The sequence below is a fragment of the Luteibacter sp. 3190 genome (assembly GCF_031456385.1).
Lineage (GTDB): Bacteria > Pseudomonadota > Gammaproteobacteria > Xanthomonadales > Rhodanobacteraceae > Luteibacter.
Window position 1 is genome coordinate 83,734 of the sequence record NZ_JAVDUO010000002.1, and the last position, 25,379, is coordinate 109,112.

General features: G+C 67.8%; 24 protein-coding genes. 9 read left to right on the forward strand and 15 right to left on the reverse strand.

All coding sequences use genetic code 11. From position 1 onward, the window contains the following. The first annotated feature begins 83 nt into the window (after positions 1-83). The 5 genes from J2X58_RS10280 (at position 84) to J2X58_RS10300 (ending at position 7,138) form a co-directional block, all read left to right on the forward strand. Entirely contained in the window at positions 84-980 is an 897-nt protein-coding gene (locus J2X58_RS10280) for a type II CAAX endopeptidase family protein (RefSeq protein WP_310048033.1), read from the forward strand. A gap of 99 nt (positions 981-1,079) precedes the next feature. Beyond that, positions 1,080-4,745: a response regulator gene (locus J2X58_RS10285; RefSeq protein WP_310048035.1), complete on the forward strand. Its 3,666-nt coding sequence runs from the start codon at positions 1,080-1,082 to the stop codon at positions 4,743-4,745. A gap of 1 nt (position 4,746) precedes the next feature. After that, entirely contained in the window at positions 4,747-5,586 is an 840-nt protein-coding gene (locus J2X58_RS10290) for a CheR family methyltransferase (protein ID WP_310048037.1), read from the forward strand. After that, entirely contained in the window at positions 5,583-6,152 is a 570-nt protein-coding gene (locus tag J2X58_RS10295) for a chemotaxis protein CheB (protein ID WP_090051924.1), read from the forward strand. Before J2X58_RS10290 ends, J2X58_RS10295 begins: the two co-directional genes overlap by 4 nt. A gap of 5 nt (positions 6,153-6,157) precedes the next feature. After that, entirely contained in the window at positions 6,158-7,138 is a 981-nt protein-coding gene (locus tag J2X58_RS10300) for a diguanylate cyclase (RefSeq protein WP_090051922.1), read from the forward strand. A 16-nt stretch (positions 7,139-7,154) separates the two neighbouring features. On the opposite strand, the gene J2X58_RS10305 is transcribed toward J2X58_RS10300, so the two are convergent. After that, positions 7,155-8,030 carry a LysR substrate-binding domain-containing protein gene (locus J2X58_RS10305; RefSeq protein ID WP_310048040.1) on the reverse strand — a complete coding sequence of 292 codons (876 nt, stop codon included), beginning with the start codon at positions 8,028-8,030 and terminating at the stop codon, positions 7,155-7,157. A 94-nt stretch (positions 8,031-8,124) separates the two neighbouring features. Here J2X58_RS10305 and J2X58_RS10310 point away from each other — a divergent pair, with 94 nt between their 5' ends. Continuing rightward, a complete protein-coding gene (locus J2X58_RS10310; protein WP_310048042.1) occupies positions 8,125-9,138 on the forward strand; it encodes a putative sulfate exporter family transporter in 1,014 nt (337 codons plus the stop codon). Between the two features lie 327 nt (positions 9,139-9,465). Here J2X58_RS10310 and J2X58_RS10315 read toward each other — a convergent pair whose 3' ends face one another. From J2X58_RS10315 to J2X58_RS10330, 4 genes are read right to left on the reverse strand one after another with little or no spacing between them, the layout of a single operon-like run. Beyond that, positions 9,466-10,323 (reverse strand): arginase family protein, encoded by an 858-nt coding sequence (locus tag J2X58_RS10315; RefSeq protein WP_310048044.1) that lies wholly within the window; start codon positions 10,321-10,323, stop codon positions 9,466-9,468. Further along, a complete protein-coding gene (locus J2X58_RS10320; protein WP_310048047.1) occupies positions 10,301-11,365 on the reverse strand; it encodes a GNAT family N-acetyltransferase in 1,065 nt (354 codons plus the stop codon). Before J2X58_RS10320 ends, J2X58_RS10315 begins: the two co-directional genes overlap by 23 nt. Positions 11,366-11,382: 17 nt before the next feature. Beyond that, positions 11,383-12,786 (reverse strand): aminotransferase class III-fold pyridoxal phosphate-dependent enzyme, encoded by a 1,404-nt coding sequence (locus tag J2X58_RS10325; RefSeq protein WP_310048048.1) that lies wholly within the window; start codon positions 12,784-12,786, stop codon positions 11,383-11,385. Next, the gene (locus tag J2X58_RS10330; RefSeq protein WP_310048050.1) at positions 12,783-13,499 is read right to left on the reverse strand and encodes an MtnX-like HAD-IB family phosphatase; all 717 of its coding nucleotides are present in this window, start codon (positions 13,497-13,499) and stop codon (positions 12,783-12,785) included. The genes J2X58_RS10325 and J2X58_RS10330 overlap by 4 nt, the downstream gene beginning before the upstream one ends. Positions 13,500-13,633: 134 nt before the next feature. Between J2X58_RS10330 and J2X58_RS10335 the strand changes: the two genes are divergently transcribed. Further along, positions 13,634-14,398, forward strand: coding sequence for a MipA/OmpV family protein (locus J2X58_RS10335; protein WP_310048051.1), 765 nt, complete (start codon positions 13,634-13,636; stop codon positions 14,396-14,398). Positions 14,399-14,405: 7 nt separating this feature from the next. On the opposite strand, the gene J2X58_RS10340 is transcribed toward J2X58_RS10335, so the two are convergent. The 7 genes from J2X58_RS10340 to J2X58_RS10370 all read right to left on the reverse strand — a co-directional run bounded on the left by J2X58_RS10340 (position 14,406) and on the right by J2X58_RS10370 (position 20,668). Continuing rightward, positions 14,406-14,720: a non-heme iron oxygenase ferredoxin subunit gene (locus J2X58_RS10340; protein ID WP_310048052.1), complete on the reverse strand. Its 315-nt coding sequence runs from the start codon at positions 14,718-14,720 to the stop codon at positions 14,406-14,408. After that, entirely contained in the window at positions 14,717-15,247 is a 531-nt protein-coding gene (locus J2X58_RS10345; protein WP_310048054.1) for a GNAT family N-acetyltransferase, read from the reverse strand. Before J2X58_RS10345 ends, J2X58_RS10340 begins: the two co-directional genes overlap by 4 nt. A gap of 36 nt (positions 15,248-15,283) precedes the next feature. Next, complete coding sequence (locus J2X58_RS10350) at positions 15,284-16,531, reverse strand: cysteine desulfurase (RefSeq protein ID WP_310048056.1); 1,248 nt, start codon at positions 16,529-16,531, stop codon at positions 15,284-15,286. Between the two features lie 17 nt (positions 16,532-16,548). Then, a complete protein-coding gene (gene sufD, locus J2X58_RS10355) occupies positions 16,549-17,874 on the reverse strand; it encodes a Fe-S cluster assembly protein SufD (protein ID WP_310048057.1) in 1,326 nt (441 codons plus the stop codon). After that, on the reverse strand, positions 17,871-18,656 hold the full coding sequence (sufC, locus tag J2X58_RS10360) for a Fe-S cluster assembly ATPase SufC (protein WP_090057140.1): 786 nt from the start codon (positions 18,654-18,656) through the stop codon (positions 17,871-17,873). Before sufC ends, sufD begins: the two co-directional genes overlap by 4 nt. 84 nt (positions 18,657-18,740) lie before the next feature. Continuing rightward, entirely contained in the window at positions 18,741-20,201 is a 1,461-nt protein-coding gene (gene sufB / locus J2X58_RS10365) for a Fe-S cluster assembly protein SufB (protein ID WP_090057137.1), read from the reverse strand. 14 nt (positions 20,202-20,215) lie between these two features. Beyond that, positions 20,216-20,668, reverse strand: coding sequence for an SUF system Fe-S cluster assembly regulator (locus J2X58_RS10370; protein WP_090057028.1), 453 nt, complete (start codon positions 20,666-20,668; stop codon positions 20,216-20,218). Positions 20,669-20,998: 330 nt separating this feature from the next. On the opposite strand from J2X58_RS10370, the gene J2X58_RS10375 reads away from it, so the two are divergent. Continuing rightward, positions 20,999-21,337: a P-II family nitrogen regulator gene (locus J2X58_RS10375; RefSeq protein WP_090057026.1), complete on the forward strand. Its 339-nt coding sequence runs from the start codon at positions 20,999-21,001 to the stop codon at positions 21,335-21,337. Continuing rightward, positions 21,327-22,640, forward strand: a complete 1,314-nt coding sequence (locus J2X58_RS10380) for an ammonium transporter (protein ID WP_090057024.1) — start codon at positions 21,327-21,329, stop codon at positions 22,638-22,640. The genes J2X58_RS10375 and J2X58_RS10380 overlap by 11 nt, the downstream gene beginning before the upstream one ends. Positions 22,641-22,692: 52 nt before the next feature. On the opposite strand, the gene J2X58_RS10385 is transcribed toward J2X58_RS10380, so the two are convergent. From J2X58_RS10385 to J2X58_RS10395, 3 genes are read right to left on the reverse strand one after another with little or no spacing between them, the layout of a single operon-like run. Then, positions 22,693-23,184, reverse strand: a complete 492-nt coding sequence (locus tag J2X58_RS10385; RefSeq protein ID WP_310048058.1) for a RidA family protein — start codon at positions 23,182-23,184, stop codon at positions 22,693-22,695. A gap of 2 nt (positions 23,185-23,186) precedes the next feature. Next, complete coding sequence (locus J2X58_RS10390; protein WP_310048059.1) at positions 23,187-23,597, reverse strand: cytochrome c; 411 nt, start codon at positions 23,595-23,597, stop codon at positions 23,187-23,189. Beyond that, positions 23,594-25,198 carry an FAD-dependent oxidoreductase gene (locus J2X58_RS10395; RefSeq protein ID WP_310048060.1) on the reverse strand — a complete coding sequence of 535 codons (1,605 nt, stop codon included), beginning with the start codon at positions 25,196-25,198 and terminating at the stop codon, positions 23,594-23,596. The genes J2X58_RS10390 and J2X58_RS10395 overlap by 4 nt, the downstream gene beginning before the upstream one ends. Between the last annotated feature and the right edge of the window lie 181 nt (positions 25,199-25,379).

Here is a 25,379-nt window from a genome sequence, read left to right on the forward strand (position 1 = left end):
ACCGGAACGGGCTTCGCACGATCTTGTATCGGAGCACCATCATGCCTGCGTAGACTGCGCGCGAGCCACCACATGACGCCGCCATGACCGACGCGATACCCGCCCCGACGCTGCCGCTGCGCCTCCTGCGTTCGCCACTCGGGCGGATCGTGGCGTTTTTCGTCCTGCTCGTCGCGATCGGCGCCGCGACGCGGCTGGTGCGCGACGCCCTCGGGCTTCCCCATGGCGACATCCCGTGGGCGGACGTGACGCCCTCCATCGAGGCCCTTCGACTCCTTCCGCCCGTGCTCGCCTACTGGCTGCTGGTGCGCTTCATCGAACACCGACGGCTAGACGAGCTCGCGGCACGCAAGGCGTTGCCGCACCTCGTCGCCGGCCTCCTCGGCGGCGCGCTGCTGTTCTCGCTCATCGTCGGCAGCCTGTGGAGCTTCGGGGCCTACGCGGTCGACCGGGTCGACACGGGAATCGCCTGGCTCGGCCCCGTGCTCGTGGTGGGCGTCGGCGCCGGCGTGGGCGAGGAGATCGTCAGCCGGGGCGTGATCTTCCGGATCGTGGAGGAAGGCCTCGGCACCTGGGCGGCCCTGCTGGTGTCGGCGGCCGTCTTCGGCGGATTGCATATCTGGAACCCCAACGCCACGACGTGGAGCGCGCTGGCCATCGCCATCGAAGCTGGGCTGCTCTTCGGTCTGCTCTATCACGTCACCCGCTCCCTGTGGGTCTGCATGGGCGCCCATGCGGCCTGGAACGTCATGCAGGGGCCGTTCTACGGGATCCCCGTGTCGGGCTTCGAGCAGCACGGCCTGCTCGTCTCGCACATGCAGGGGCCCGACTGGCTGACCGGGGGCGCCTTCGGCGCCGAAGCGTCGGTGGTGGCGCTGGGGTTGTGCTCGGTGGTGACCGCCGCCTGCCTGGCGATCGCCGTCCGCCGTGGCACACTTGTCGCACCCTCGTGGCGGCGGAAGGACCCGGCGATCGCGTGACCGGCGTCACACCCTGAGCCGGACGTCACGCTGGCGACCTCGTCGCCGGTGTACTGGTTACCGAGCGACAGCCCCGTTCCACTTCTCACTGGTCCTTGCATGTCTTCCAACGAAAAGACGCGATCCTGGCTGGCCGACCAGCCCCTGCAACGCAAGATCGTCATCGCCATCGCCTCGCTGCTCGTGCTGTTCGTGGCGGCGAGCCTGGGCAACCTGACCTCGCTCACGCGGGAGAAGGACGCCCGCGCCTGGTCGTCCCATACGTACGTCGTCCTGCTCACCCTGGCCGACGTCAGCAACGCGGCGCAGGCCCGCCAGGCCGGCGCGCGTGGGTACCTGCTGAACCAGTCCAGCGACGAGTACGCCGACTTCGAAACCGCGGATCGCGAACTCGCGCGGGCGATGGCGAGCCTTCGCCAGCTCACGGTCGACAATCCGTTGCAGCAGTCGCGCCTCGACCGCCTGCAGGAGATGCTCGATCGCTGGAAAGTCGAAGTGCTCAAGGGCGGCCTGGAACCGATGCGGGCGATCGGCAACGCGCAGACACCCGAGGGCGTCGTCGCGCGCGAATCCATCCGCGGCACGTATTTCCAGAATCGCACCGTGCGCATGAGCGAGATCCGCGACTTCATCGGCCAGATGTCCGCGACCGAACACGCCCTGCTCGACAAGCGCAACGCCGAGCTCGATCGCGAGCTGGAGACGACCCGCTACATCGATCTCGCCTCGCTCGCGCTGTGCCTGGTCATCGGCGCGCTGGTCATCGCCATGACCTTCCGCCTGATCACTCGCCCGATCGTGAAGATGACGGGGCTGATGACGCGGCTGGCGAACCACGACCACGACATCGAAGTGCGCCAGCTCACGCGCCGCGACGAGATCGGCGAAATCGCCCGCGCGCTGCAGGTCTTCAAGGAGATGGCCGTCGAAACGGCGGGCCAGACGTGGCTGAAGAGCTCGGTGACCGCGATCTCCAACCGGCTCCAGGGGGCCACCACCTATCGCGACTTCGCCACCACCCTGATGTCCGAGCTCGTGCCCTGCCTGAAGGCCGGCTTCGGTGTGTTCTATCTCCTGCGCGAAGGCACCGGCCGGCTCGAGCTGCTGGGCAGCTACGGCTACAAGGAACGCCGCCACGTCACGGCGGACTACGCGCTCGGCGAGGGCCTCGTCGGCCAGGCGGCCATCGAGCGGCGCACCATCGTGCTGCAGGACGTGCCGTCGGATTACACGCGCATCCACTCGGGCAGCGGCGAGGCGCCGCCGCGCAGCGTCGTGGTCGTTCCCGTGGTGTCGCGCGACACCTTGCTCGGTGTCATCGAGGTCGCGAGCTTCGCGCAGCTCACGATGGTGCAGGAACAGCTGCTCGACGAACTCACGCCGATCGTGGCGCTGTCGCTGGAGAACCTCGGACGGGCGATCAGCACCGCGTCGTTGCTCGAGCAGACCCGCAGCCAGGCCGATGAACTGCGCGCGTCGGAGGAAGCGATGCGCCGGCAACAGGAAGACCTGCGCAGCACCAACGACGAACTCAAGGCCAAGACCGCCGAACTCCAGGAACAGTCGCAGCGCCTCGTCGCGTCCGAGGAGGAACTGCGGGTGCAGACCGAGGAGCTGCACGCCTCGAACGAGGAGCTGCGCGAGAAGAGCCTCACGCTCAACGAGCAGAAGGACGCCCTCGAGGCCCTGCAGCGCGAAACGCAGGAAAAGGCCGAGGAACTGGCCCGCGCGAGCCAGTACAAGTCCGAGTTCCTCGCCAACATGTCGCACGAGCTGCGCACGCCGCTGAACAGCCTGCTGATCCTTTCGCGCAGCCTCGCCGACAACGACGAGGAAAACCTCAACGAGGAGCAGGTCGAATCGGCGCGGATCATCCACGACGCCGGCTCCAACCTGCTTCGCCTCATCAACGACATCCTCGACCTGTCGAAGGTCGAGGCGGGCAAGATGGAACTCGTCGTCGACGCGTTCCCGCTCGCCGATCTCGCGCGCACGCTGGGCCGCACGTTCAACCACGTGGCGCAGGAGAAGAAGCTGGCCTTCGAGGTCCGGCTGCAGCCTGGCCTGCCCGCCTCCATCCGCACGGACGGTGGCAAGCTCGAACAGGTGGTCAACAACCTGCTGAGCAACGCGTTCAAGTTCACGGCCAGCGGCCGGGTCGACGTCGAGATCGCGCGGCCCGCCGCCGACGCCCCGCTTCCCGCGGGACTCGACGCGTCGCGCGCGATCGCCATCGCGGTGACCGATTCGGGCATCGGCATCCCCGAAGACAAGTTCCAGCGCGTCTTCCACGCGTTCGAACAGGTGGATGCGAGCACCAGCCGGCAATATGGCGGCACCGGGCTGGGGCTGGCCATCTCGCGCCGCATCGCCGAACTGCTCGGCGGCGACATCGTGCTGCGCAGCAAGGCCGGCGAAGGCAGCACCTTCACCATCTACCTACCCGAGGAAGCGCCGGAGAGCGGCGCGCGTCCCGAACCGGTTCCGCTCGAACGCGCCGCCGCGGAAGCCACGCTGCCGTTGTCGCCGTCGCTGATCGCCGACGGCATCGACGACGACCGCGACGCGATCCAGCCGGGCGATACCGCCATCCTCATCGTCGAGGACGATCCCGCCTTCGCACGCATCCTCGCGGACATGATCCATCGCAAGGGGCACCGCGTCCTGGCGGCCGCCGATGGCGAGTCCGGCCTCGCCCTCGCGCGTCGCTACCGCCCGACGGGCATCCTGCTCGACGTCATGCTCCCGGGCATGGACGGCTGGACCGTGATCGAACGCCTGAAGGGCGACGCGGCGACGCGGCACATTCCCGTGCACTTCATCTCGGCGACCGACGACGCCACCCGCGGCCTCGAACTCGGCGCGGTGGGTTTCCTGACCAAGCCGGTCAGCCGCGAATCGATCACCACCGCCTTCGAGCGCCTGCTGCACTTCGCGGAAGGCCGCACGCGCCACCTGCTCGTCGTCGACGACGACCCGAGCGCGCGCGCCGCCGTCCGCAGCCTGCTCAAGGACGACGCCGTCGTCATCGAGGAGGCCGGTTCGGGCGAGGAAGCGCTCGCGAAGACGACCCAGACGACCTACGACTGCATCGTGCTCGACCTCGGTCTGCCGGGCATGTCGGGCTTCGAATTCCTCGAACGCCTTTCGCAGGGCCAGCACACGCCGCCCGTGGTGGTCTACTCCGGACGCGACCTGTCGCGCGAGGAAAGCATGCGGATCCGGCAGTACACCGACAGCATCGTGGTCAAGGGCGCCCGTTCGCCCGACCGCCTGCTCGACGAAGTGAGCCTTTTCCTGCATTCGATCCGGCATGGCGGAAGCGCGAAGCCGGACACCTCCGCGCCCGTCAGGGGAGGCGGCGGCGAGCCGGACGAGGGCGACCTGCGCGGCCGCCGCGTGTTGCTCGTCGACGACGACATGCGCAACCTCTTCGCGCTCAGCAAGGTGCTGCGCGCCAAGGGCATCGAGGTGGTCATGGCGCAGGATGGCCGCAAGGCGCTCGACACCCTCGACAAGGACGCCGACATCGAGCTCGTGCTGATGGACATCATGATGCCCGTCATGGACGGCTACGAGACCATGCGCGAGATCCGGGCGAAACCCGCCGTCGCACGCGTGCCCATCATCGCGCTCACGGCGAAGGCCATGCGCGGCGATCGCGAGAAGTGCCTGGAGGCCGGTGCGAACGACTACCTGTCCAAGCCGATCGACGTCGACCGCCTGCTGTCCATGATCCGCGTCTGGCTGCCGGCGAAGGTCTGACGTGGACGTCGAGGACATCGAGATCCAGCTCTTCGTCAGGGCCATGCAGCTGCGCCACGGACACGACTTCAGCGACTACGCCCCCGCGTCGCTGAAGCGCCGCGTGCTGCAACTGGTGCAGACACACGGTACGGGGACGATCAGCGAACTCAATCGCCGCGTGCTCCACGAGGACGGCTTCGTCGGCCACGTCATCCAGGGCCTCTCCGTGCCGGTCTCGGAGATGTTCCGCGATCCGCAGGTCTTCCGCGCGCTGCGCGAGAAGGTGTTGCCGGTGCTGGCGTCCTATCCGCAGATCAACATCTGGCAGGCGGGGTGCGCCCAGGGTCAGGAGGTCTACTCCCTCGCGATCCTGCTCGAGGAGGCCGGCCTCTACGAGCGCTCGCGCATCTATGCCACCGATTTCAACGACGCCGCGCTCGCGGCCGCCGGCGAAGGCATCTACGCGGCGCGCGACGCGCGCGACTGGTCGCGCAACTACCTCGAGGCCGGCGGCACGCTGTCGTTCAGCGATTACTACAGCGCGCGCTACGACTTCATCAAGCTGGACAAGCGGCTGCGCCGCAACGTCACGTTCTTCAACCACAATCTCGTCACCGACGTGGTCTTCTGCGAGGCGCACCTGATCCTCTGCCGGAACGTGCTCATCTACTTCAACAACACGCTGCAGGACCGCACGCTCGGCCTCTTCCGCGACAGCCTCGTCCGCGGTGGGTTCCTCTGCCTCGGCACGCGCGAGAACATCGACTTCTCCCCCGCCGCCAGCGGATTCACCGACGTCGACCACGCGCTGCGCATCTACCAGGTCGGTGGCATCGGCGCGAGGCCACTGACGCGATGAGCCGGCACGACGCCATCGTCATCGGCTGTAGCGCGGGAGGCCTGACCGCGCTACAGAGACTGCTGCCCGGCCTCGCGCCGAATCTGACCGCGGCTGTGATCGTCTGCTGCCACACGGGTTCCGCCGATGTCTCGTTGCTCGTCGAGCTGCTGGCGCGGGTCTCCGCGCTCCCGGTCGCGGAAGCCCTGGAACGGTCGCACATCACGCCGGGCATGGTGCACGTCGCACCCACCGGTTACCACCTCCTGATCGAGGAAGATCACTATTTCTCGCTCAGCGTCGACGAGAAGGTCGCGTGGTCGCGGCCGTCCATCGACGTGCTCTTCCAGACCGCCGCCGATGCCTGGCGCGAACGGCTCGTCGCGGTGCTCCTGACCGGCGCGAACTCTGACGGCGCGCGCGGTCTCGCCGCCGTGCGCCGCGCCGGCGGGCATGCCGTCGTGCAGGATCCCGAGGACGCCGAGTCCGACATCATGCCCCGCGCCGGGCTCGAGATCGCGGGCGCCGACGCCTGCCTCCCCCTCGACGCCATCGCCGCCCACCTCAATTCCCTTTGCCTGCCATGAGTACGATGCGTCCCAAGATCCTCGTCGTCGACGACACCCCCGCCAACCTCGTCGCCATGCGCCGCCTGCTCGCGCGTGTGGATGCCGATATCTACGAGGCCGCCGGCGGCAACGAAGCCCTCGCGCTGTGCCTCGACCACCAGTTCGCCCTGGTGCTGCTCGACGTGAACATGCCGGAGATGGATGGCTTCGAGGTGGCGCAGTTCATTTCCGAAGCCGACCACATGAGCGAGACGCCGATCATCTTCGTGACCGCCGCCTATGCCGACGACATCAACCGCATCAAGGGCTACACCGCGGGCGCGGTCGATTACATCGCCAAGCCGATCAACGACGTGATCCTGCAGTCGAAGGTGAAGATCTTCCTCGAGCTCTACCGTGCCCGCGCACTGCTGCAACAGGCGCTCGACGAGCTTTCGGTGCGCAACGCGCAGCTGACCAGCGAAGTGGCGGAACGCACGCGGATGCAGGAGCTCGTTCGCCATCAGGCGACGCACGACGCCCTCACCGGCCTGCCCAACCGCCTGCTGTTCCGGGAGCGACTCGAAGCGTCGATCGCCAGCGCCAGCGATGGCGGTGATCCGTTCGCGCTCGCATACATCGACATCGACGGCTTCAAGGGCGTGAACGACGGGCACGGGCACGCGGCAGGCGACGAGCTGCTCAAGGCCATCGCGGCGCGCATCGACGGCCGCACGCGCGGCACCGACACCGTGGCCCGCCTCGGCGGCGACGAGTTCGCCGTGCTGCTGCAGGGTGCCGACGACGCCGAAAGCGCGCTGGGCCGCTGCCAGTCGCTCTGCGACGCGGTCGCCGAGCCGTACACGCTCAACGTGAGCGGTGAACGCGTGCCCGCCCGAATCGGCGCGAGCATCGGCGTCACCCTGTTCCATCCCGGCGCCGGCTACGACGACATCGTCGCCGCCGCCGATGGTGCGATGTATACGGCCAAGCGCAGTGGGAAAAATCGCTGCGTGCTGGCGTGATGCGGCTAACCTGCCTTCACAGGCTGGCCAGGAACGCTTCCAGCACCGCGCCGCGATAGCGCTGCCGGTGCAGCAGCACGGTGAGGGTCCGTCGCAGGTCGAGGAACGGCGTCGGCAACACCGCGAGGCGCCTCGCCTGCACGGCGTCCCCGATGGCCACCTCGGGGAGACACGCGATGCCCAGGCCCGCGATCACCGCCTGCTTGATCGCCTCGGACTGATCCAGCTCCAGCACGGTCGTTCCCTCCGGCAGCTCCGCGAGCGCCCGCTCGCTCAACGCCCGCGTGGCCGAGCCACGCTCACGCAGCACCCAGCGCTCGCCGGCGAAATCCTCGCGACGCAGGCGTTTCTTTTCGGCCAACGGGTGATCGGGCCGCGCGCAGACGACGAGGCGATCGTCCCGCCACGGCCTCGCCTCCAACGATGGATGAGTCACCGGACCTTCGACGCAGCCGACGTCGTAATCGTGATCGAGGACGCCTTGCGCGATGCGCGCGGTATTGGCGACGCCGAGGCGGAGCGACACGCCCGGATGAGCGGCCGCGAAATCGCCGAGCAGCTCGCCCACGAGGTAATTGCCCACCGTGTTGCTGGCGCCGATACCGATCTCGCCCGCCAGTTCGGTGGCCGTCCCCTGCGCCCGCCGGGCGAACTCCGCGTGGCGCTCGAGCAGTTCACGGGCGAGCGGTAGCAATTCGCGCCCCCGGTCGTTGAGCGACAGGCGGCCGCGCTCGCGCGCGAACAACGGCGCCCCGAGCTGACGCTCCATCTCGGCCAGCGCCATGCTCGCGGCCGGCTGGCTAAGGAACAGGCGTTCGCTCGCGGCGCGCACGCTGCCGGTGGTGGCGATGGCGACGAACACGTCGAGCTGGCGGGGACTGATCGCATGCATCAATATTTCTTATACCGTCGATAAGCCATTTTCAATATCCTTATCAGGCACGGCAACCGACAATGCAGCCTTCGCAATCCGGAAATCCCCTGCCGTGTCCGCCGTCACCGCCACCTCGCCAACCCCTTCGCGCGTGCCGGGCCTGCTCCTGGCATTCGGCGTCGCCGCCATCGCCTTCGGGCTCGGCCGCCTGATGCCGCTCGTCGGAGGCGCCGTCTGCGGCATCGTGCTGGGCATCCTGGTGCGCCAGTTCGCCCCGCCCTCCTCCCGGTTCCTGCCCGGCATCCGCTTCGCGTCGAAGCAGGTCCTGCAGTGGTCGATCATCGCGCTCGGGTTCGGCCTGAGCATCACCCAGGTGGCGAAGACCGGCCTGGAGTCGCTATCGGTGACGCTCGCGACCGTCGCCGCGGCGGGTCTCGCCGCGTGGGGACTGGGGCGCCTGCTTCGCGTCCACGACACGCTGAAGCTGCTGATCGGCGTGGGTACCGCCATCTGCGGCGGCTCGGCCATCGCCGCGGTCGTGCCCATCGTCAAGCCGGACGAGCACGACACCGCCTTCGCCATCTCGACCATCTTCCTCTTCAATCTGGTCGCCGTCCTGACCTTCCCCGCGTTCGGCCACTGGCTCGGCCTGTCCGACCTCGGGTTCGGCCTGTGGGCCGGCACGGCGATCAACGACACCTCGTCCGTGGTCGCGGCCGGCTACAGCTACAGCCACGCCGCCGGCGACTACGCGACCATCGTGAAGTTGACCCGGGCCACGCTCATCATTCCGATCTGCCTCGCGATCGCACTGATCGTGGCGTGGCGTGAGAAGCGCGGTGGCGCCTCCGATTTCCGCCTGGCGTCCATCTTTCCGTGGTTCATCCTCTGGTTCCTGGTCGCCTCGGCGATCCGCACCGCCGGCGTCATCCCCGACGCCGCCCTGCCGGTCATCCACTTCGTCGCCGAGTGCCTGATCATCGTCGCGCTGACCGCCATCGGTCTCTCCGCAGACCTGCGCCGCATGGCCTCCACAGGACCGCGACCGATCCTGCTGGGTCTCGGTGTATGGGCTGCCGTCGCGTTGACGAGCCTGCTGGTGCAGCATCTGATCGGGCGCTGGTGACGCGCATGCCGCTCCCGCTCATCCACCGTAGGAGCGCGCCCTGCGCGCGACATGTTTTCGCGAGGCGCCGCAGGACCTGAGGCTCACGGCCTCAAAAGATGTCGCGCGCACGGCGCGCTCCTACCTGGGCGTGCTGACCGCCATCGGTTTCTCGGCATCGCCTCCACCGGACCGCGACGATCCTGCTCGGCCTCGACGTGTGGGTGACACGCCTGCCGTTCGGGCTCATCCACCGTAGGAGCGCGCCCTGCGCGCGACATGTTTTCGCGAGGCGCCGCAGGACCTGAGGCTCACGGCCTCAAAAGATGTCGCGCGCACGGCGCGCTCCTACTTGAGCAGGGATAGCAGCCGCAGGTTGAACGCATGCTGCTGCGCCTGCCACTCGCACAGCATGGCCGCGTCCGGTTCCGACTGGCCGTCCATCGCACTGAGGCGGCGCTTCCACCAGGTGCGGTACCGGTAGAGGGATATCTCACCGGTGACGTCGCTGGCGACGATGCGATCCCGCAGCGCCCCGATGATCGCCGCGCCATCCGCTTCGGTCATCACGCCCTGATCCCAGTTCGTCATCGCGACTTCCGGGGCGAACGCGTCCTTGTCGATCGACAGGTAGACCGGTTCCTTCTGTCCGCGCTGGCTGCCCACGAACGCGTCGACCAGCGACCGTGCGTCGGCGAAGGCACGGAAACGCGCGGCCAGGCCGAGCCGGGTCGCCCAACTCACGTCGACGCCGGTCGACCAGTAGGTGAGTTTTCCGGACCGCAGCGGGCCGAGGTAGTTCTCCCACGCATGCGCGCGCCCGATGTCCTGCGACGTGATCCCGACGACGTGCACCTGCGACACGCGGCGAAGCATCGCGACGCGCCGGACCCACGAGCCGCAGTGCACGCCGAAAGGAAAGCGCATGTTGTCGGGATGGTTGTCGAGCACCACGACCTGCAGGGGCCCGTCACCAGGCACGCGCTCGACCAGCGGCCAGGTCAGGTGATGGAAGTCGCCGCTGCCCAGGAACACGGTGCCGTGCTCGCGTGGAAGGACCGGACCGATCGCGGTGACGAGATGACGGAGCGAACGCAGCGAACAACCGAACCGGATTGCCTCTTCCCACGCGCGCAGGGACACGATCGATCCGCCGGGCAACGGTCCGACGGAGTCGTCCAGATCAAGAACGATCGGCGATCGCATCGGATGCTCCCCAGGCGCTGTCCGCTTCGAAACGGTGCGCGAAGCGGCGAAGTACGGCCCTGAGCAACGGGTTGCGCACGTAGACGGCATGACGGGTGAGGTGGAAGCGGGCGCCGAGCGACGCCTTCACGGCCGGGTCGGTCCAGCCGGCGACGTAATGCGACAGCCCGCGTCGCAGTGCGTACTCGAGGTTCACGAACCAGCTGACGAAGTAGAGGTCGGCCTCGCGTGCGGCGGGATAGGCGAACCCCACGTACTTGTCGAGCAGCTTGCCGGCATGTTCATAGCAGAGGTTCCAGCCGATCAGCTCGCCGTTCACGCGGTACGTGAAGACGAGCCCCCCGGCGTCGCGCAGCACGGCCGCGAAGAATTCGCGGGTCGGCTTGTCGAAATGGATGTCGCTCTGCGCGTGCACGTTCTCGAAGAGCGCGTAGAAAGCGTCGACGACGGCGTCGTCCGCGAACGCCGGGCCCGTCGGCACCTCGGCCACCTGCAGGCCATCGCGCGAACGCAGCTTGCGGCGCAGGTTCTTCCGGCGGGACGACGAGAGCCGCGCCAGATACTCGTCGATCGAGGCGAAATCGATGGGCACGTAGGCCAGCGCCTGGCCTTCGACCATGACGTAACCGGCGTCGCGCGCGGCGTCCACGAAACGCGCCGTCCAGGCGCGCTCGGCCGGCGACGTCAGCGGCGAGTCCAGTGCGATGTCCTTGACGATGAACAACGGCTGCCGCCTTCCCTGCGCGTGCGCCCAGGCACGCGGAACCGCGGCGGGATCGTGCCGGGCGTCGAACAACGCGTACTCGGAAACGGTGGTACCCGCGAAGCACGTGCGCAGGGTCAGCAACCGGCGGAGCCAACCGCGGAAGGGCGACGCATCCACGCGCCGGCGCAGGTCGTCGTCGGCGGTGGTCAGAAGATCGAAGGGCGCCACGAAAAGTGGCGCGCCATCCGCCGCGCGAACGGGCGTGAAGCCCTGCGGCGGATGGCGCTCGAAGTGCCCGAGCAAACCATCCGGCTCGAGCTGGTTCACGAATGCCATCGGCTGGCTGCCGGGTATCAGCCGCGCTTGGCCAGCGTCAGGAGCTGGTCGAGCAGCGCGATGGCGAGGTCGATTTCCTCGTGGCTGATGTCGAGCGACGGGGCGAACGTGATCACGTTCTTGTACCAGCCGCCGACATCGAGCACGAGACCGATCTTCTTGCCTTCGTGAGTGAGACCACCGGCCAGGCCGATGTCGACCATGCGGTCGAGCAGCGCCTTGTTCGGCGTGAAACCGTCGTCCGTGCAGATCTCGGCGCGCAGGGCCAGACCGAGGCCGTCGACGTCGCCGATCTCCTTGTGACGCTTCTGCAGATCGCGCAGGCCGTCGAGGAAGTGCTTGCCCTTCTCCGCCACCTTCGTCTCGTAGTCGAGCTCGTCACCCATGCGGATCACTTCCAGGCCGAGGGCCGTGCCGAGCGGGTTGGAGTTGAACGTCGAATGCGTCGAACCCGGCGGGAAGATCGTCGGATTGATCAGTTCCTCGCGCGCCCAGATGCCCGAGAGCGGGTTGAGGCCGTTGGTCAGGGCCTTGCCGAACACGATAACGTCGGGCGTCACGCCGAAATGCTCGATCGACCACAGCTTGCCGGTGCGCCAGAAGCCCATCTGGATCTCGTCGACCACCATCAGGATGCCGTACTTGTCGAGCACCTTCTTGAGGTCGATGAAGAAGTTCTTCGGAGGGATCACGTAGCCGCCCGTACCCTGGATCGGCTCGACGTAGAAGGCGGCGTACTCGGCCTCGTTGACCTTCGGATCCCACACGCCGTTGTATTCGGTCTCGAACAGGCGCTCGAACTGGCGCACGCACGCGTCGGAATACTCCTCCGGCGTCATGCCCTTCGGGCGGCGGAACGGATACGGGAACGGAATGAACTGGGCGCGCTCACCGAAGTGGCCGAAGCGGCGGCGGTAGCGATAGCTCGACGTGATCGAGGACGCGCCGAGCGTGCGCCCGTGGTAGCCGCCTTCGAAGGCGAACATCAGGCTCTTGCCGCCGCGCGCGTTGCGGACCAGCTTCAGCGAATCCTCCACCGCCTGCGCGCCACCGACGTTGAAGTGGCAGCGGCCGTCGAGGCCGAACTTGCGCTTCGCGTCCACGGCGATCGTCTTCGCGAGCTCGATCTTGCCCTGGTGCAGGTATTGGCTGGCCACCTGCGGCAACAGGTCGATCTGGGCCTTCAGCGTATCGTTCAGACGCTTGTTGCCGTAACCGAAGTTCACGGCCGAGTACCACATCTGCAGGTCGAGGAACGGGATGTTCTCGCTGTCGTAGATGTAGCTGCCTTCCGCGTGGCGGAAGATCTTCGGCGGGTCGACGTAGTGGACCGTGTCGCCGAACGAACAGTACTTCGCCTCGTCCGCGAGCAGCGTCGCGTCGTCGATGACCAGTTCGGGATGCTTGGTGAGGATGTTCATGCGGGAATTTCCTGGATGCTCGCCGCGTGGAGGGGCATGACGGTTCGCGGCGGCAGGCGCCCGTCGAGAAGGTCGGGAAGCAACGACAGCGCTTCGTCGAAGCTGGCGATGGGGGCGTACGGGATGCCGGCGGCGCGGCAATGTTCGATCAGGCGGTTCTTGGCGAAGACGAAGTCGACGCGGTCGGCGGCGCAGAAGTCGGACGCGCCGTCGCCGATGAGGAGCGTCTTCCCGCCGCGACGGCGTGCGGCGTCGACGCGCGCGCATTTGCACGTACCGCTGCGGCAGCCGTCCGCGGCGAAGGGCGAGGTCAGCGTCCATGCGCGCGTGTCCGACTGCGCGAGGCGGTTGGCGACGGTCGGCAGGCCGTCGATGCCGTGTCGCGCGAGGATGGCGTGGATCGCGTGATCGAGGCCGTCGCTGACGACTTCCATCGGGATGCCGTGCTCGATCGTCGCCGCGACGAAGGCGGCGAAACCCTGGTCGATGTGGAGGCCATCGAGGTGACCGGCTAGTTCCTCTCGGCTCATGTCGAGGAGCGCCACCTGTCCGGCCATGCACGCGGCCGAGCCGATGAGCCCGGCGCGCCAGTCGCGCTCGAGCACTTCCCAGCCGGGGCGACCGTAGCGGTCGAGCAACGAGTCGATCACGTCCTCGACGGCGATCGTGCCGTCGAAATCGCACAGGATGTTCCAGGAAGGAGTGGTGAGCACGTCGTCTGCGCCATCGGCCAACATGGAGACGGAGCCTAGGCGTACATCCTTTCGAACCCCTTTCCCGTTTTCGAAAGCCTTTCGTAAGGCTTTGCGTGCCACGCTCGCGCTCGTCCCCCGCGATGAACACCCCCATGCGTCGTTCCTGCCCCGCCATCGCCGCCCTGCTCCTGGCCCCGTTCGCCGCGCACGCGGTCGACGATGACGCCCCGACCTACGCGTTCGGCGCCGGCGCGCAGCGCATGCCGTCGTGGCAAGGCGCGAAGGACCAGCGCACCCAGGCGATCCCGTACGTGGACATCGACCTTCCCGGCGTCGGCGAGCTATCCACGGCGGACGGCCTCACGCTCGACGCGATCGGTGGCGAGCACTGGCACGGCGGCGCCTACGGCAACTGGCTCTGGGGACGCACGCGCGGCGATCTGGGTCCGCTGGGTGGCAAGGTCGCCTCGCTCTCGCCCCGCTTCCAGGCGGGCGGGTATCTCGAATACGCGTTCGACAAGCGCTTCAGCGTCGGGACCCACGTCGCGCACGACACGGACGGCGCGGGCGGGTACGCCGCGGTTTATGCCGACTATCAGCTACCGGACGTGTGGTACATCCAGCACTCGCTCGAGGTGCAGGTGGAAGGCATGAACGGGCCCGCGATGCGGCGTTTCTTCGGCGTCAGGCCCGGCGAGGCCGCGGCGCTGGGCACCTCCACCTGGCGACCGGGTGCGGGCTGGCAATCCGCCAACGTGGAGTACGACGCCTTCGTTCCGACGTCGCAGCACACCGGATTCGCGCTGGCGGTGTCGTATGGACGTCTATTCGGCGATGCGGGCGACAGCCCGCTCGTCCGCCGCTTCGGGTCGACGCGACAGGTGACCGAGACGCTGGCGTTCGTCTATCACTTCTGACGCCGGCTCAGCGGTCGTCGCGAGTCCAGATGGCGCCGTCGGATTCTATGACCGGGAACACGGTCACCGGTTCGTAGGCCGGCGGGCAGGTGACGTCGCCCGTGCGCAGGTCGAAACGCGCGCCGTGGCGCACGCACTCCACCTCGTGACCGACGACCGCCCCCCCGGCGAGCTCGCCACCGTCATGCGTGCACACGTCCTCGATGGCGTAGAGATCGCCGTCGACGTTGTACACGGCGATGGCCGTGTCGCCGTCCCACACCACCCGGAATTCGCCCGGCAGCAGTTCGCTGCGCGTGCCGACCCTCACCCAGCCGTTCATGCGAGATCCTTCACGAGGTATTCGAAGCGCAGGTCGTCGCGCTGGGGAATGCCGAAGCGTTCGTCGCCGTACGGAAACGCGCCGTGGCGTCCGGTGCGGCGATAACCGCGCCGTTCGTACCACGCGATGAGTTCGGCGCGGACGTCGATCACCGTCATTTCCACCTGGCCGCAATTCCATTCCTCGCGGGCGATGCGCTCCACCTCCTCGATCACGAGGCGGCCGATGCCCGTGCCCTGGGCGGGCGGATGCACGGAGAACATGCCGAAGTAGCAGGTGCGGTCGCGTCGTTCGATGTAGCAGGAGGCGAGGACCGCGCCGTTCCGTTCGAAAAGCACAAAGCGGCCGTTTTCGCCGGCCAGCAGGGTTTCGATCTCGTCGACGTCGGTGCGACGGCCGTGGAGGAAGTCGGCTTCGGTGGTCCAGCCGACGCGGCTGGCGTCGCCGCGGTAGGCCGATTCGACCAGCGCGGCGATGAGCGGGGCGTCGGCGGCGGTGGCCTGGCGGAAGGTGTGCTTGGGGTCCATCGCCGGATTGTAGGTCATTCGCCGAAGTGACGACGCTCAGAGCAACAGCTTGCGCACCCGCCCGATCGCCTCGATGAATCCGTCCACCTCGGACTTGGTGTTGTAGAACGCCAGCGACGCGCGCAGCGTGGCGGGCACGCCGAAGAACTGCATCAGGGGATGCGCGCAATGGTGCCCCGAACGAACGGCGACGCCCTGCAGATCGAGCAGCGTGGCCATGTCGTTCGCGTGCGCTCCCTCGATCAGGAACGAGATCACCGGTTCCTTTTCCTTCGCGCGCCCGAAGATGCGCAGGCCGGGAATGGCGTCCATCGCGTCGGTCGCGTACGCGAGCAGCTCCTGCTCGTACGCCTTGATGCGCTCGAAGCCAATGCCTTCCAGGTAGCCGATGGCCGCGGAGACGCCGGCGAAACCCGCGATGTTCGGCGTGCCGGCTTCGAAACGGTGCGGCGGATCCGCGAACACCGTGCCCTCGAAGCGCACCTCGCGGATCATCTCGCCACCACCGAAGAACGGCGGCATCGCCATCAGGTGCTCGCGCTTCGCCCACAGCGCGCCGGTGCCGGTCGGGGCGAGCATCTTGTGCCCGGTGATCGCGTAGAAGTCGCAGCCCAGCGCCTGGACGTCGATCGCGCGATGCGGCGCCGCCTGCGAGCCGTCGACCAGCAGCGGAATGCCGCGCTTGCGGCACTCGCGGGCGATCTCGCGGATGGGATTGACCGTGCCCAGGGCGTTCGATACATGCGTCACGCAGGCGAGCTTCACGTCCGGCGTCAGCATCTCGACGAAGGCCTCGACGATCAGCTCGCCGTTCTCGTCGATCGGTGCCGCCTTCACCGTGGCGCCGGTGCGCTCGGCCACGAGCTGCCACGGCACGATGTTGGCGTGGTGCTCCATCACCGTGGTCAGGATCGTGTCGCCGGCCTTCAGCCGGGGCATGAGGTAGCTGTACGCCACGAGGTTGATCGACTGCGTCGTGCCCGAGGTCATGATCACCTCGTCGCGCGACGGCGCGTTGATGAACCGCGCGATGGCGTCGCGGGCGCCCTCGTAGGCCGCCGTCGCCTCCTCGCCCAGCAGGTGGACGGCGCGCGATACGTTCGCGTTGTGCTCGCGGTAATGCCGATCGACGGCTTCGATCACCGCCAGCGGCTTCTGCCCCGTGTTGGCGTTGTCGAAATAGATGAGCGGCTTGCCGTGCACGGTGCGCGACAGCAGCGGGAAGTCGGCGCGGATGCGCTCGACGTCCAGCGGCGCGGCGAGGGTCTCGGGCTTGGCGTTCATGGCGGGCTCCGTGGGGCTCATTCGGCGGCGGGGCCGGTCGGCAGGTGCGCCACCAGCAGCTCGCCCAGATGGTCGCGCAGCGCCTCGTTCGGCAGCGACTCCAGCGCCGCGCGGCAGAAGGCCAGCGTCAGCAGGCTACGCGCCTGGATCAGCGGGATACCGCGCGAACGCAGGTAGAACAGCGATCGCTCGTCCAGCTGGCCGATGGTCGCGCCATGCGCGGCCTTGACCTCGTCGGCGTAGATCTCGAGTTCGGGCTTCGTGTCGATCTCGGCCTGGCCGGAAAGCAGGAGGTTCTTGTTGCTCAACGAGGCATCGGTACCGTCGGCGCCTTCGGCGACCACGATCGCGCCGCGGAACACGCCGCGCGAACGGCCGTCGGCGATGCCGCGCCACAACGCGTCGGAGGACGTATCGCGCGCCTGATGACGCACTTCGAGCTGCGTATCGACGTGCTGGCGCCCCGCGAGGGCGAACACACCGCGCGAATCGAAGCGCGCGCCGTCGCCGTTGAGTTCGGCCTGAAGCTCGTGGCGGACCAGCGCACCGCCCAGTTCCAGCGCGTGCACGGTCGCCGCGGCACCCGCGTCGAGACGCGCATGGTTGCGGCGGACGAGTGTCGTCGCCGACGAGGCGTCCTGCAACAGCACGAAACCAAGCCGGCCGTTCTCCCGGACGACGATGTCCGATACGACCGTGCCCAGCTGCGTGGCATCGCCCAGCGTCACGTAGTGCTCGATCACGTCCACGCTGGCGTCCTTGCCGACCTCGATCAGCAGGCGCACGTGCGAGGACGTGTCCGCCTGCGCACCGCTCGACGCGTGCACGACGTGCACGGGCTTCGTGGCGGCGACGCCGTCCGCGACGCGGAGCACGAGGCCGTCGACGGCGAGACCGGCGTTCAGGTGCGCGAACGCGTCCGCGGCGCCATGCCGGTAACGATTGGCGAGCGCGAAGCGCAACGGCTCGGGATTCCGCGCCAGCGCGGCGGCGAGCGGTTCCAGCGAGACGCCGGTCGCGCCCGTCAGCGACGAAAGATCGGCGCGGAAGGTGCCGTCGACGAAGACGACGCGGTCGCCGTCGACACCCGGCAGGGCGAGACGCGCCGCGTCGACGGCGAACGCGGCCGCGGCTTCGCGGTCGGCAAGCGCGAGCCCGCGCTGCGCGAGCGCGCGCAGCGGCGTGTATTTCCAGGCCTCTTCACGGCTTTCGGGAAGTCCACCCGCGGCGAATGCATCGAGATTCTCGCGACGCGCGGCATCCAGCCATGCGATGCCGGTACCGGGAAGCGCGGCGGCGGCATCGAGCGCCGCCCGCACGAACGGGGACGGCGCGCTCGTCATGCCGGCTCTCCCGCGAGATCGGCCTTGCGCAGTTCCGGGTGCTTCTCGGCGAGCCAGGCGTAGCCCTGCTCCTCGAGCTTCAGCGCGAGATCCTTGTCGCCGCTTTCGACGATGCGCCCACCCGCGAGCACATGGACGAAGTCCGGCTGGATGTAGTCGAGCAGGCGCTGGTAATGGGTGACGATGACGAACGAGCGATCCGGCGAGCGCAGGGCGTTCACGCCCTCCGCGACCTGCTTGAGCGCGTCGATGTCGAGGCCGGAGTCGGTCTCGTCGAGGATCGCCAGCTTCGGCTCGAGCACCGCCATCTGGAAGATCTCGTTGCGCTTCTTCTCGCCACCCGAGAAGCCTTCGTTCACCGCGCGGTGCAGGAGCTCGTCGGAGATCTGCATCACCTTGAGCTTCTCGCGCACGAGCTTGAGGAAGCGCATGGAGTCGAGTTCGTCCTCGCCACGGAACTTCCGCTGCGCGTTGAGCGCGGCACGCAGGAAGTACGTGTTGTTCACGCCGGGGATTTCGACCGGGTACTGGAAGGCCAGGAACACGCCGACCGCCGCGCGTTCCTCGGGCTCCAGCGCCAGCAGGTCGCGACCGGCGAACTCGACCGAGCCCTGCGTGACCTCGTAGCCGTCGCGTCCCGCCAGCACGTTGCCGAGGGTGGACTTGCCGGCGCCGTTCGGGCCCATGATGGCGTGCACTTCGCCCGGACGGACGTCGAGGGAGAGGCCTTTGAGGATCTCCTTGCCTTCGACGCGGGCGTGGAGGTTGTCGATCTTGAGCATGTGCATGACGTGGCGGTCCAGGGAATCGGGGCGTGGTTTACGAACGCGCTGCGAGCGCGGTGACGGGGCGGGGGATGGACTGGCTCAGCCCACCGCGCCTTCGAGCGATACTTCGAGAAGCTTCTTCGCCTCGACGGCGAATTCCATCGGCAGTTCGCGGAAGACCTGCTTGCAGAAGCCGTCGACGATCATCGACACGGCGTCTTCCTCGCCGATGCCGCGCGAGAGGCAGTAGAACAGCTGGTCGTCCGAGATCTTCGAGGTGGTGGCCTCATGCTCCACGATGGCGCCCGGGTTCTTCACTTCCATGTACGGGAACGTGTGCGCACCGCACTTCTTGCCGATGAGCAGCGAATCGCACTGCGTGTAGTTGCGTGCGCCGTCCGCGCCCTTCTCGATCTTCACGAGGCCGCGGTAGCTGTTCGAACTGCGGCCGGCACTGATGCCCTTGGCGACGATCTTCGACTTCGTGCCCTTGCCGATGTGGATCATCTTGGTGCCGGTATCGGCCTGCTGGCGGTGATGCGTCAGCGCCACCGAATAGAACTCGCCGACCGAGCGGTCGCCGCGCAGCACGCAGCTGGGATACTTCCACGTGATGGCCGAGCCGGTTTCCACCTGGGTCCAGCTGATCTTGGAATCCGCGCCGCGGCAGTCGCCGCGCTTGGTCACGAAGTTGTAGATGCCGCCGACGCCGTTCTCGTCGCCGGGGTACCAGTTCTGCACGGTGGAGTACTTGATCTGCGCGCGCTCGAGCGCGACCAGTTCGACGACGGCCGCGTGGAGCTGGTTCTCGTCGCGCATCGGCGCGGTGCAGCCTTCGAGATAGGACACGTAGGAGTCGTCCTCCGCCACGATCAGCGTGCGCTCGAACTGCCCCGTGTTCATCGCGTTGATGCGGAAATACGTCGACAGCTCCATCGGGCAGCGCACGCCCTTGGGGATGAACACGAAGCTGCCGTCGGAGAACACGGCCGAGTTCAGCGCGGCGAAGTAGTTGTCTCCGACGGGCACCACGCTGCCGAGGTACTCGCGCACCAGGTCGCCATGCTCGCGGATGGCCTCGGACATCGAGCAGAAGATCACGCCCGCTTCGGCCAGCTCCTTGCGGAAGGTGGTGCCGACCGAGACGGAATCGAACACCGCGTCGACGGCCACGCCCGCGAGCTTCGCGCGCTCGTGCAGCGGCACGCCGAGCTTCTCGTAGGTTTCCAGGAGCTTCGGATCGACCTCGTCGAGCGACTTCGGGCCCGCCTTGGGCGCCGAGTAGTAGCTGACGCCCTGGTAATCGATGGGCGCGATGTCGAGCTTGGCCCAGTCGGGCTCCGGCATGGTCAGCCAGTGACGGTAGGCGGCGAGGCGCCACTCGGTCATCCACTCCGGCTCGCCCTTGATCGCGGAGAGCTGGCGGACGATGTCCTCGCTCAGGCCCGGCGGGAGGCTGGTGGACTCGATGTCCGTGACGAAGCCGGCCTCGTAACGGCGGTTGAGTGCCGCTTCGACCTCGGCGTTGTCGCGCACCGGCGCTGCCACTTCGCGTGTCATGTTCTCGCTCTCGTTCATACGTTCGCCTGCGCGGTGGGGACCGCGTCCATGGCCGGCGCCTTGGGGCGCGCGGCCAGCATCTGTGCCAGCGTCATGCCGCGCAGCACGTTGTCGATCGCGCCGGAGACGGACCGCCAGCTGCCGCTGACGCCGCACTGCGACTGGCGATCGCACTGGCCATGGGCCGTGCTGCATTCGGTCATGCCGATCGGGCCCTCCATCGCCACCACGATGTCGGCGAGGCTGATCGCCTCCGCCGGCCGCGCGAGGCGGTACCCGCCGTTGACGCCGCGGAACGACTCCACCAGCCCGGCATGGCCGAGCAGCTTCAGGAGCTTGGAGACGGTGGGCAGCTCGAGGCGCGCCTCTTCGGCGATCTGGGCGGTGCTCAGAACGTCGTCGGGGTGCGCGGCGATGCAGGTCATCACCACCGTCGCGTAGTCGGTCAGTCGGCTGACACGGAGCATCGGGGAAGGGGTCTTGGAAACCAGACCAAAATGGTACTGTTTTCGCTCCCGCGTTGCAACGCGGCGCTCGCGCTCGTAGGAGCGGACCTGGCCGCGACGCCGTTAGCCGCGGTTCTGCAATCTCGCGCGGCAGCTTCAGGGCTTCGCGAAAAGCCGTCGCGGCCAGGTCCGCTCCTACAGCGCACTATTGCACCTGATTTGGGCAATTGTAGTTTCTATGTGGTGCATATTCCCGACCATGGGAACCTCGTGCCGCACCGCACAAGGCCTCCGCCGGCTGGCACGCATCCTGCTCTCACCCCTCAGGCCAGCCAACGGGGAAACGCAGCCATGAAATGGATCAACGCGATCATCAAGCCCTTCACGCTGGACGACGTGCGCGAAGCGCTCGCCGAGGTGGGGGTGCAGGGGATGACGGTGACGGAAGTGAAGGGGTTCGGTCGCCAGCATGGGCATACCGAGCTCTATCGGGGCGCCGAGTACGTCGTGGACTTCCTGCCCAAGCTGAAGATCGAGATCGCCGTCACCGACGATCAGGTGGAACGCGCGGTCGAAGCGATCGGCACCGCGGCGCGCACGGGCAAGATCGGCGACGGCAAGATCTTCGTGATCGACCTCGAGCAGGCGATCCGCATCCGCACGCAGGAGGTCGACGCCGATGCGCTCTAAATCGCTGCTCGCCCTGCCCGCCCTCCTCCCGTCGCTCGCGTTCGCGCAGGCCGCGACGCCGAAGCTCGATTCGGGCGACACCGCGTGGATGCTCACGGCGACCATGCTCGTGCTGCTGATGACGATTCCGGGCCTCGCCCTCTTCTACGGCGGCATGGTGCGGGCGAAGAACCTGCTCTCCGTGCTGATGCAGTGCTTCGCGATCACCGCGCTCGTCACCGTGCTGTGGGTGGTCTACGGCTACTCCGTCGCGTTCGACGCCTCCGGCATGAGCGCCGGAACGACCAACCTGCATTCGTTCGTCGGCGGTTTCGGCCACGCCATGCTGGCGGGTCTCGCGCCCGGCTCCCTCTACAACACGATCCCCGAAGCGGTGTTCGTGATGTTCCAGATGACGTTCGCGATCATCACGCCGGCGCTCATCGTCGGCGCGATCGCCGAGCGCATGAAGTTCTCCGCGCTGCTCGTGTTCACCGCGCTGTGGTTCACGCTCGTCTACCTGCCCGTGGCGCACATGGTCTGGGGCGGCCCCGGTTCGTTCCTCGGCGATCTTGGCGTGCTCGACTTCGCCGGCGGCACCGTGGTGCACATCAACGCGGGCATCGCGGGCCTGGTCGGCTGCCTCGTGATCGGCAAGCGCCGCGGTTATCCGACCACGCCCATGCCGCCGCACAACCTCGGCTACACGCTGGTTGGCGCGAGCATGCTCTGGCTCGGCTGGTTCGGCTTCAACGCCGGCTCCGCCGTCGCGGCCAACGGCAGCGCCGGCATGGCCATGCTCGTGACGCAGATCGCCACCGCCGCCGCGGCGATCGGCTGGACGGTGGTGGAATGGCTCACGCATCGTCGTCCCAGCGTGCTCGGCATCGCTTCCGGCGCGGTCGCGGGCCTCGTCGCCATCACGCCCGCGGCGGGCACCTGCGGCCCTGGCGGCGCGCTCGTGCTCGGCCTCGTCGCCGGCGTGGTCTGCTTCTTCTGCGCCACGCGCATGAAGCGCTACTTCGGTTACGACGACTCGCTCGACGTCTTCGGCGTGCACGCGGTCGCCGGCATCCTCGGCGCCCTGCTCACCGGCCCGCTCGCCGCGCCCGCGCTCGGCGGCTTCGGCACCGTGACCGAACTCGGCCTGCAGCTGTGGATCCAGTTCAAGGGCGTCGCGTTCACCGTCGTCTACAGCGCCGTGCTCAGCTACGCGATCTTCAAGGGCATCGCCGTGACGATGGGCCTGCGCGTCGACGAGGAACAGGAACAGATCGGCCTCGACATCGCGCTGCACGAGGAACGGGGTTACAACCTGTCCTGAGCGATGCGTCTCGCGAAACGCCCGGCAGCGACCGGGCGTTTCGCCCAGGAGATCACGGCCGCACGGCCGTGACCTCGATCTCCACCAGGAACGCCGGGCTGACGAGGGCGGCGACCTGCATGGTGGAGCGTGCGGGCAGGTTCGGCTGCGTGGCGGTGCCGAAGTACTGGCTGTACGCGGCAGTGAAGCCGGCCATGTCGAGCTTGCCGCCCTTCGCCGGATCGCCGACGAGGAAGACCTGCATCTTCACCACGTCGCCCATGGTCAGGCCGATGGCCTTGAGCTGCTTTTCGATGTTGCCGAGCGCGCCGAGCGCCTGCGTCTTCGTGTCGCCGTAGGCCTGGATGCTGTCCTTGGGCGCGTTCGCATCGGCTATCGGAGGAACGGCGCCGCTGACGAACACCAGCGTCTTGCCCGCGGGCACTTCGACGGCGCCGGCGATGGGGAAGTTGCTGTTGGGCAGCTTGTGCCGCACCACATCGGATGCGGCGACGGGCGCGGCCATGGCGAGGAGCGTGGCGGCGACGAGAATCGATCGGGTCATGGTCAGTGGCCTCGGGACGGGGTCGGAGTCGGTGGACGGAACGGCTTGACGTCCTCGGCCGTGAGGGCGTCGGTGTAGTGGTTGCCGAAGTGCGTGCGCACGTAGTTCACGACGTCGGCCACCTGTGCGTCGGTCAGCAGCATGCCGAACGGCGGCATGCCGCCGCGGCCGCCCATGACCATCGCGACAGGATAGGCCCGCGCGGCCAGCTTTGGATTGTTCGCAAGTGCTGGATAGTGCCCGGCGCCGACCGCCCCCTTCGCGTCGGGCATGTGGCAGCCCTGGCAGATGTGCTGGAAGATCTGCTCGCCGGTGACCTGCGCCGCCTGCTTCTGATCGACGAAGGTCGGATCCATGGACTGCGCCGACGCGCCCGAGGCGACCGCGAATAGGACGAATGCCAGCGGCTTCATGCGCCTGCTCCGTTGACGGCGCGACGATGCAGCATGTCGATGGCCGCGAGGGATGAAAGGATGGCTCCTTCCTGCCACGCGGGCAGGTAGGAGGCGTGCTCGCCCGCGAGCACGATGCGGCCGTCCATCGAGCAGATGTCCGCGTAATGTTTCTCGCGCGCGTCGTCCGTCCACCAGCCGAAGCAGCCGAGCGTCGACGGAACGCGATGCCACGCCACCGCCATCCCGTTCTCGAACGCCTCGGGGAACTGCGGATGCACCTTCGCGCCGTACTCGATGGTCTTGCGGATGCGCGTCTCCGGATCGAGCGACGTGAATTCGTAGGCCTCGAGAAAGAACGCGTACGAGGCCAGCATCACGCCTTTCTTCGTGCCGATGCCGTGGCTCGGGTAGGCCATCATGCCGATCGGCAGGTCGGTCATGGTCACGCCGCCATAGATCGCGTCGTCCTCCTCCCAGAAGCGCCGCTTGAACTGGAGGCCGACCTTCGATGACGACATGTACGGCACCGCCGCGATCGCCGCCTGTTTCGCGGCGGAGACCTGGATCGGAATCTGGCTGAGGATCGACAGCGGGATCGTGCAGACGCACCAGTCCGCTTTCTCCTGACGCGTGGCGCCCGGTGCCTTGGCGTCCTCATAGCTGACCGTGACGCCGCGATCGTCCTGGGCTATCGCCGTGACCTTCGCGTCGTACTGGATCACACCGTCGCCGATCTCGCGCGCGAACGCCTTCGCGATCGCATCCATGCCGCCGCGCGGCTGGAGCATCGTCGGCTGGTAATCGTAGATCTCTGCCATGCCCAGTCCCGTCCACAAGCGGGCGTTGAGCACGTCGGACAAGCCCACCGGCTTCGAGAACTTCGGCGCGCCGTCGGGGCCGCCACCGGCGTCTTTCGCGTACCCGCGATGCGCGCTGCTGTCCGGGCCCTGCACGTAGCGATACTGCGCGTCGAGGCCGCCGAACTGGCGGAGCGATTCGAGGAGGATTTCCCGATCTTCCTTGCTCACGAGGTCGTCGAGGCCGCCCTTCCCCGCGACCTTGGCGAGCAGATCGGCGATACCGCCATGGAAATCCGCCTGCACTTCGCGCATGCGCTGCGGTTTGCCGCCGAACGCGTCCTTGCCGTAGATGTACGCGTTCTGGTTCACCTGCAGGAACGGTTCGAGCGTCACGCCGAAGCGTCGACAGTAGTCGAGGATGCCGTGATGGTGATACGGGAGCCGCCAGGGTCCCGGGTTGAAGTACAGGCCGTCGTCGAAGCGGCAGACCTGGCGATGCCCGCCGAGCTCGGTGAAGGTGTCGCCGCCTCGCAGCGTCCACGTACGCCCCCCGGCGCGCGCGTTGTATTCGAGCACCTTGACCTTGTAGCCCGCTTTCCCGAGCTCGTAAGCGGCGACGAGACCCGCGAGGCCCGCCCCCAGAACCAGCACGGTGCCCTTCCCCGTGCCCTGCAGCGGTGGCGGCCGCTGGTAGGTCGATTCGGCGGCGATACCGAGGCTGCTCATCGCCTGGTACATCACCGCGCCCCCGCCGGCGAGTCCGATCATGCGCAACAGATCGCGGCGCGTGAGGGAAGCCGTGCTCGTCTCGTTCGCCATCGCATTACCCCGAAGGAACCCCTGTCGGCAGCATCCCAGATGTTGCGCTGCGGAACAACTGGGTTGGGAGCGGAGCTGGCAGCGACAGTGTTGTGGGAGCGGACCTGGCCGCGACAGCTTTTCGCGAAGAGCAACAGGCCCTGTGGCTCACGGCCTCAAAGGCGTCGCGGCCAGGTCCGCT

Bases quoted from the DNA above. Each gene is read 5' to 3' on its own strand.
- J2X58_RS10280 (WP_310048033.1), top strand. From the start codon at position 84: ATGACCGACGCGATACCCGCCCCGACGCTGCCGCTGCGCCTCCTGCGT.
- J2X58_RS10285 (WP_310048035.1), top strand. From the start codon at position 1,080: ATGTCTTCCAACGAAAAGACGCGATCCTGGCTGGCCGACCAGCCCCTG.
- J2X58_RS10295 (WP_090051924.1), top strand. From the start codon at position 5,583: ATGAGCCGGCACGACGCCATCGTCATCGGCTGTAGCGCGGGAGGCCTG.
- J2X58_RS10300 (WP_090051922.1), top strand. From the start codon at position 6,158: ATGCGTCCCAAGATCCTCGTCGTCGACGACACCCCCGCCAACCTCGTC.
- J2X58_RS10305 (WP_310048040.1), bottom strand. From the start codon at position 8,030: ATGCATGCGATCAGTCCCCGCCAGCTCGACGTGTTCGTCGCCATCGCC.
- J2X58_RS10315 (WP_310048044.1), bottom strand. From the start codon at position 10,323: ATGCGATCGCCGATCGTTCTTGATCTGGACGACTCCGTCGGACCGTTG.
- J2X58_RS10320 (WP_310048047.1), bottom strand. From the start codon at position 11,365: ATGGCATTCGTGAACCAGCTCGAGCCGGATGGTTTGCTCGGGCACTTC.
- J2X58_RS10325 (WP_310048048.1), bottom strand. From the start codon at position 12,786: ATGAACATCCTCACCAAGCATCCCGAACTGGTCATCGACGACGCGACG.
- J2X58_RS10335 (WP_310048051.1), top strand. From the start codon at position 13,634: ATGCGTCGTTCCTGCCCCGCCATCGCCGCCCTGCTCCTGGCCCCGTTC.
- J2X58_RS10340 (WP_310048052.1), bottom strand. From the start codon at position 14,720: ATGAACGGCTGGGTGAGGGTCGGCACGCGCAGCGAACTGCTGCCGGGC.
- J2X58_RS10345 (WP_310048054.1), bottom strand. From the start codon at position 15,247: ATGGACCCCAAGCACACCTTCCGCCAGGCCACCGCCGCCGACGCCCCG.
- J2X58_RS10350 (WP_310048056.1), bottom strand. From the start codon at position 16,531: ATGAACGCCAAGCCCGAGACCCTCGCCGCGCCGCTGGACGTCGAGCGC.
- sufD (WP_310048057.1), bottom strand. From the start codon at position 17,874: ATGACGAGCGCGCCGTCCCCGTTCGTGCGGGCGGCGCTCGATGCCGCC.
- sufC (WP_090057140.1), bottom strand. From the start codon at position 18,656: ATGCTCAAGATCGACAACCTCCACGCCCGCGTCGAAGGCAAGGAGATC.
- sufB (WP_090057137.1), bottom strand. From the start codon at position 20,201: ATGACACGCGAAGTGGCAGCGCCGGTGCGCGACAACGCCGAGGTCGAA.
- J2X58_RS10370 (WP_090057028.1), bottom strand. From the start codon at position 20,668: ATGCTCCGTGTCAGCCGACTGACCGACTACGCGACGGTGGTGATGACC.
- J2X58_RS10375 (WP_090057026.1), top strand. From the start codon at position 20,999: ATGAAATGGATCAACGCGATCATCAAGCCCTTCACGCTGGACGACGTG.
- J2X58_RS10380 (WP_090057024.1), top strand. From the start codon at position 21,327: ATGCGCTCTAAATCGCTGCTCGCCCTGCCCGCCCTCCTCCCGTCGCTC.
- J2X58_RS10385 (WP_310048058.1), bottom strand. From the start codon at position 23,184: ATGACCCGATCGATTCTCGTCGCCGCCACGCTCCTCGCCATGGCCGCG.
- J2X58_RS10390 (WP_310048059.1), bottom strand. From the start codon at position 23,597: ATGAAGCCGCTGGCATTCGTCCTATTCGCGGTCGCCTCGGGCGCGTCG.
- J2X58_RS10395 (WP_310048060.1), bottom strand. From the start codon at position 25,198: ATGGCGAACGAGACGAGCACGGCTTCCCTCACGCGCCGCGATCTGTTG.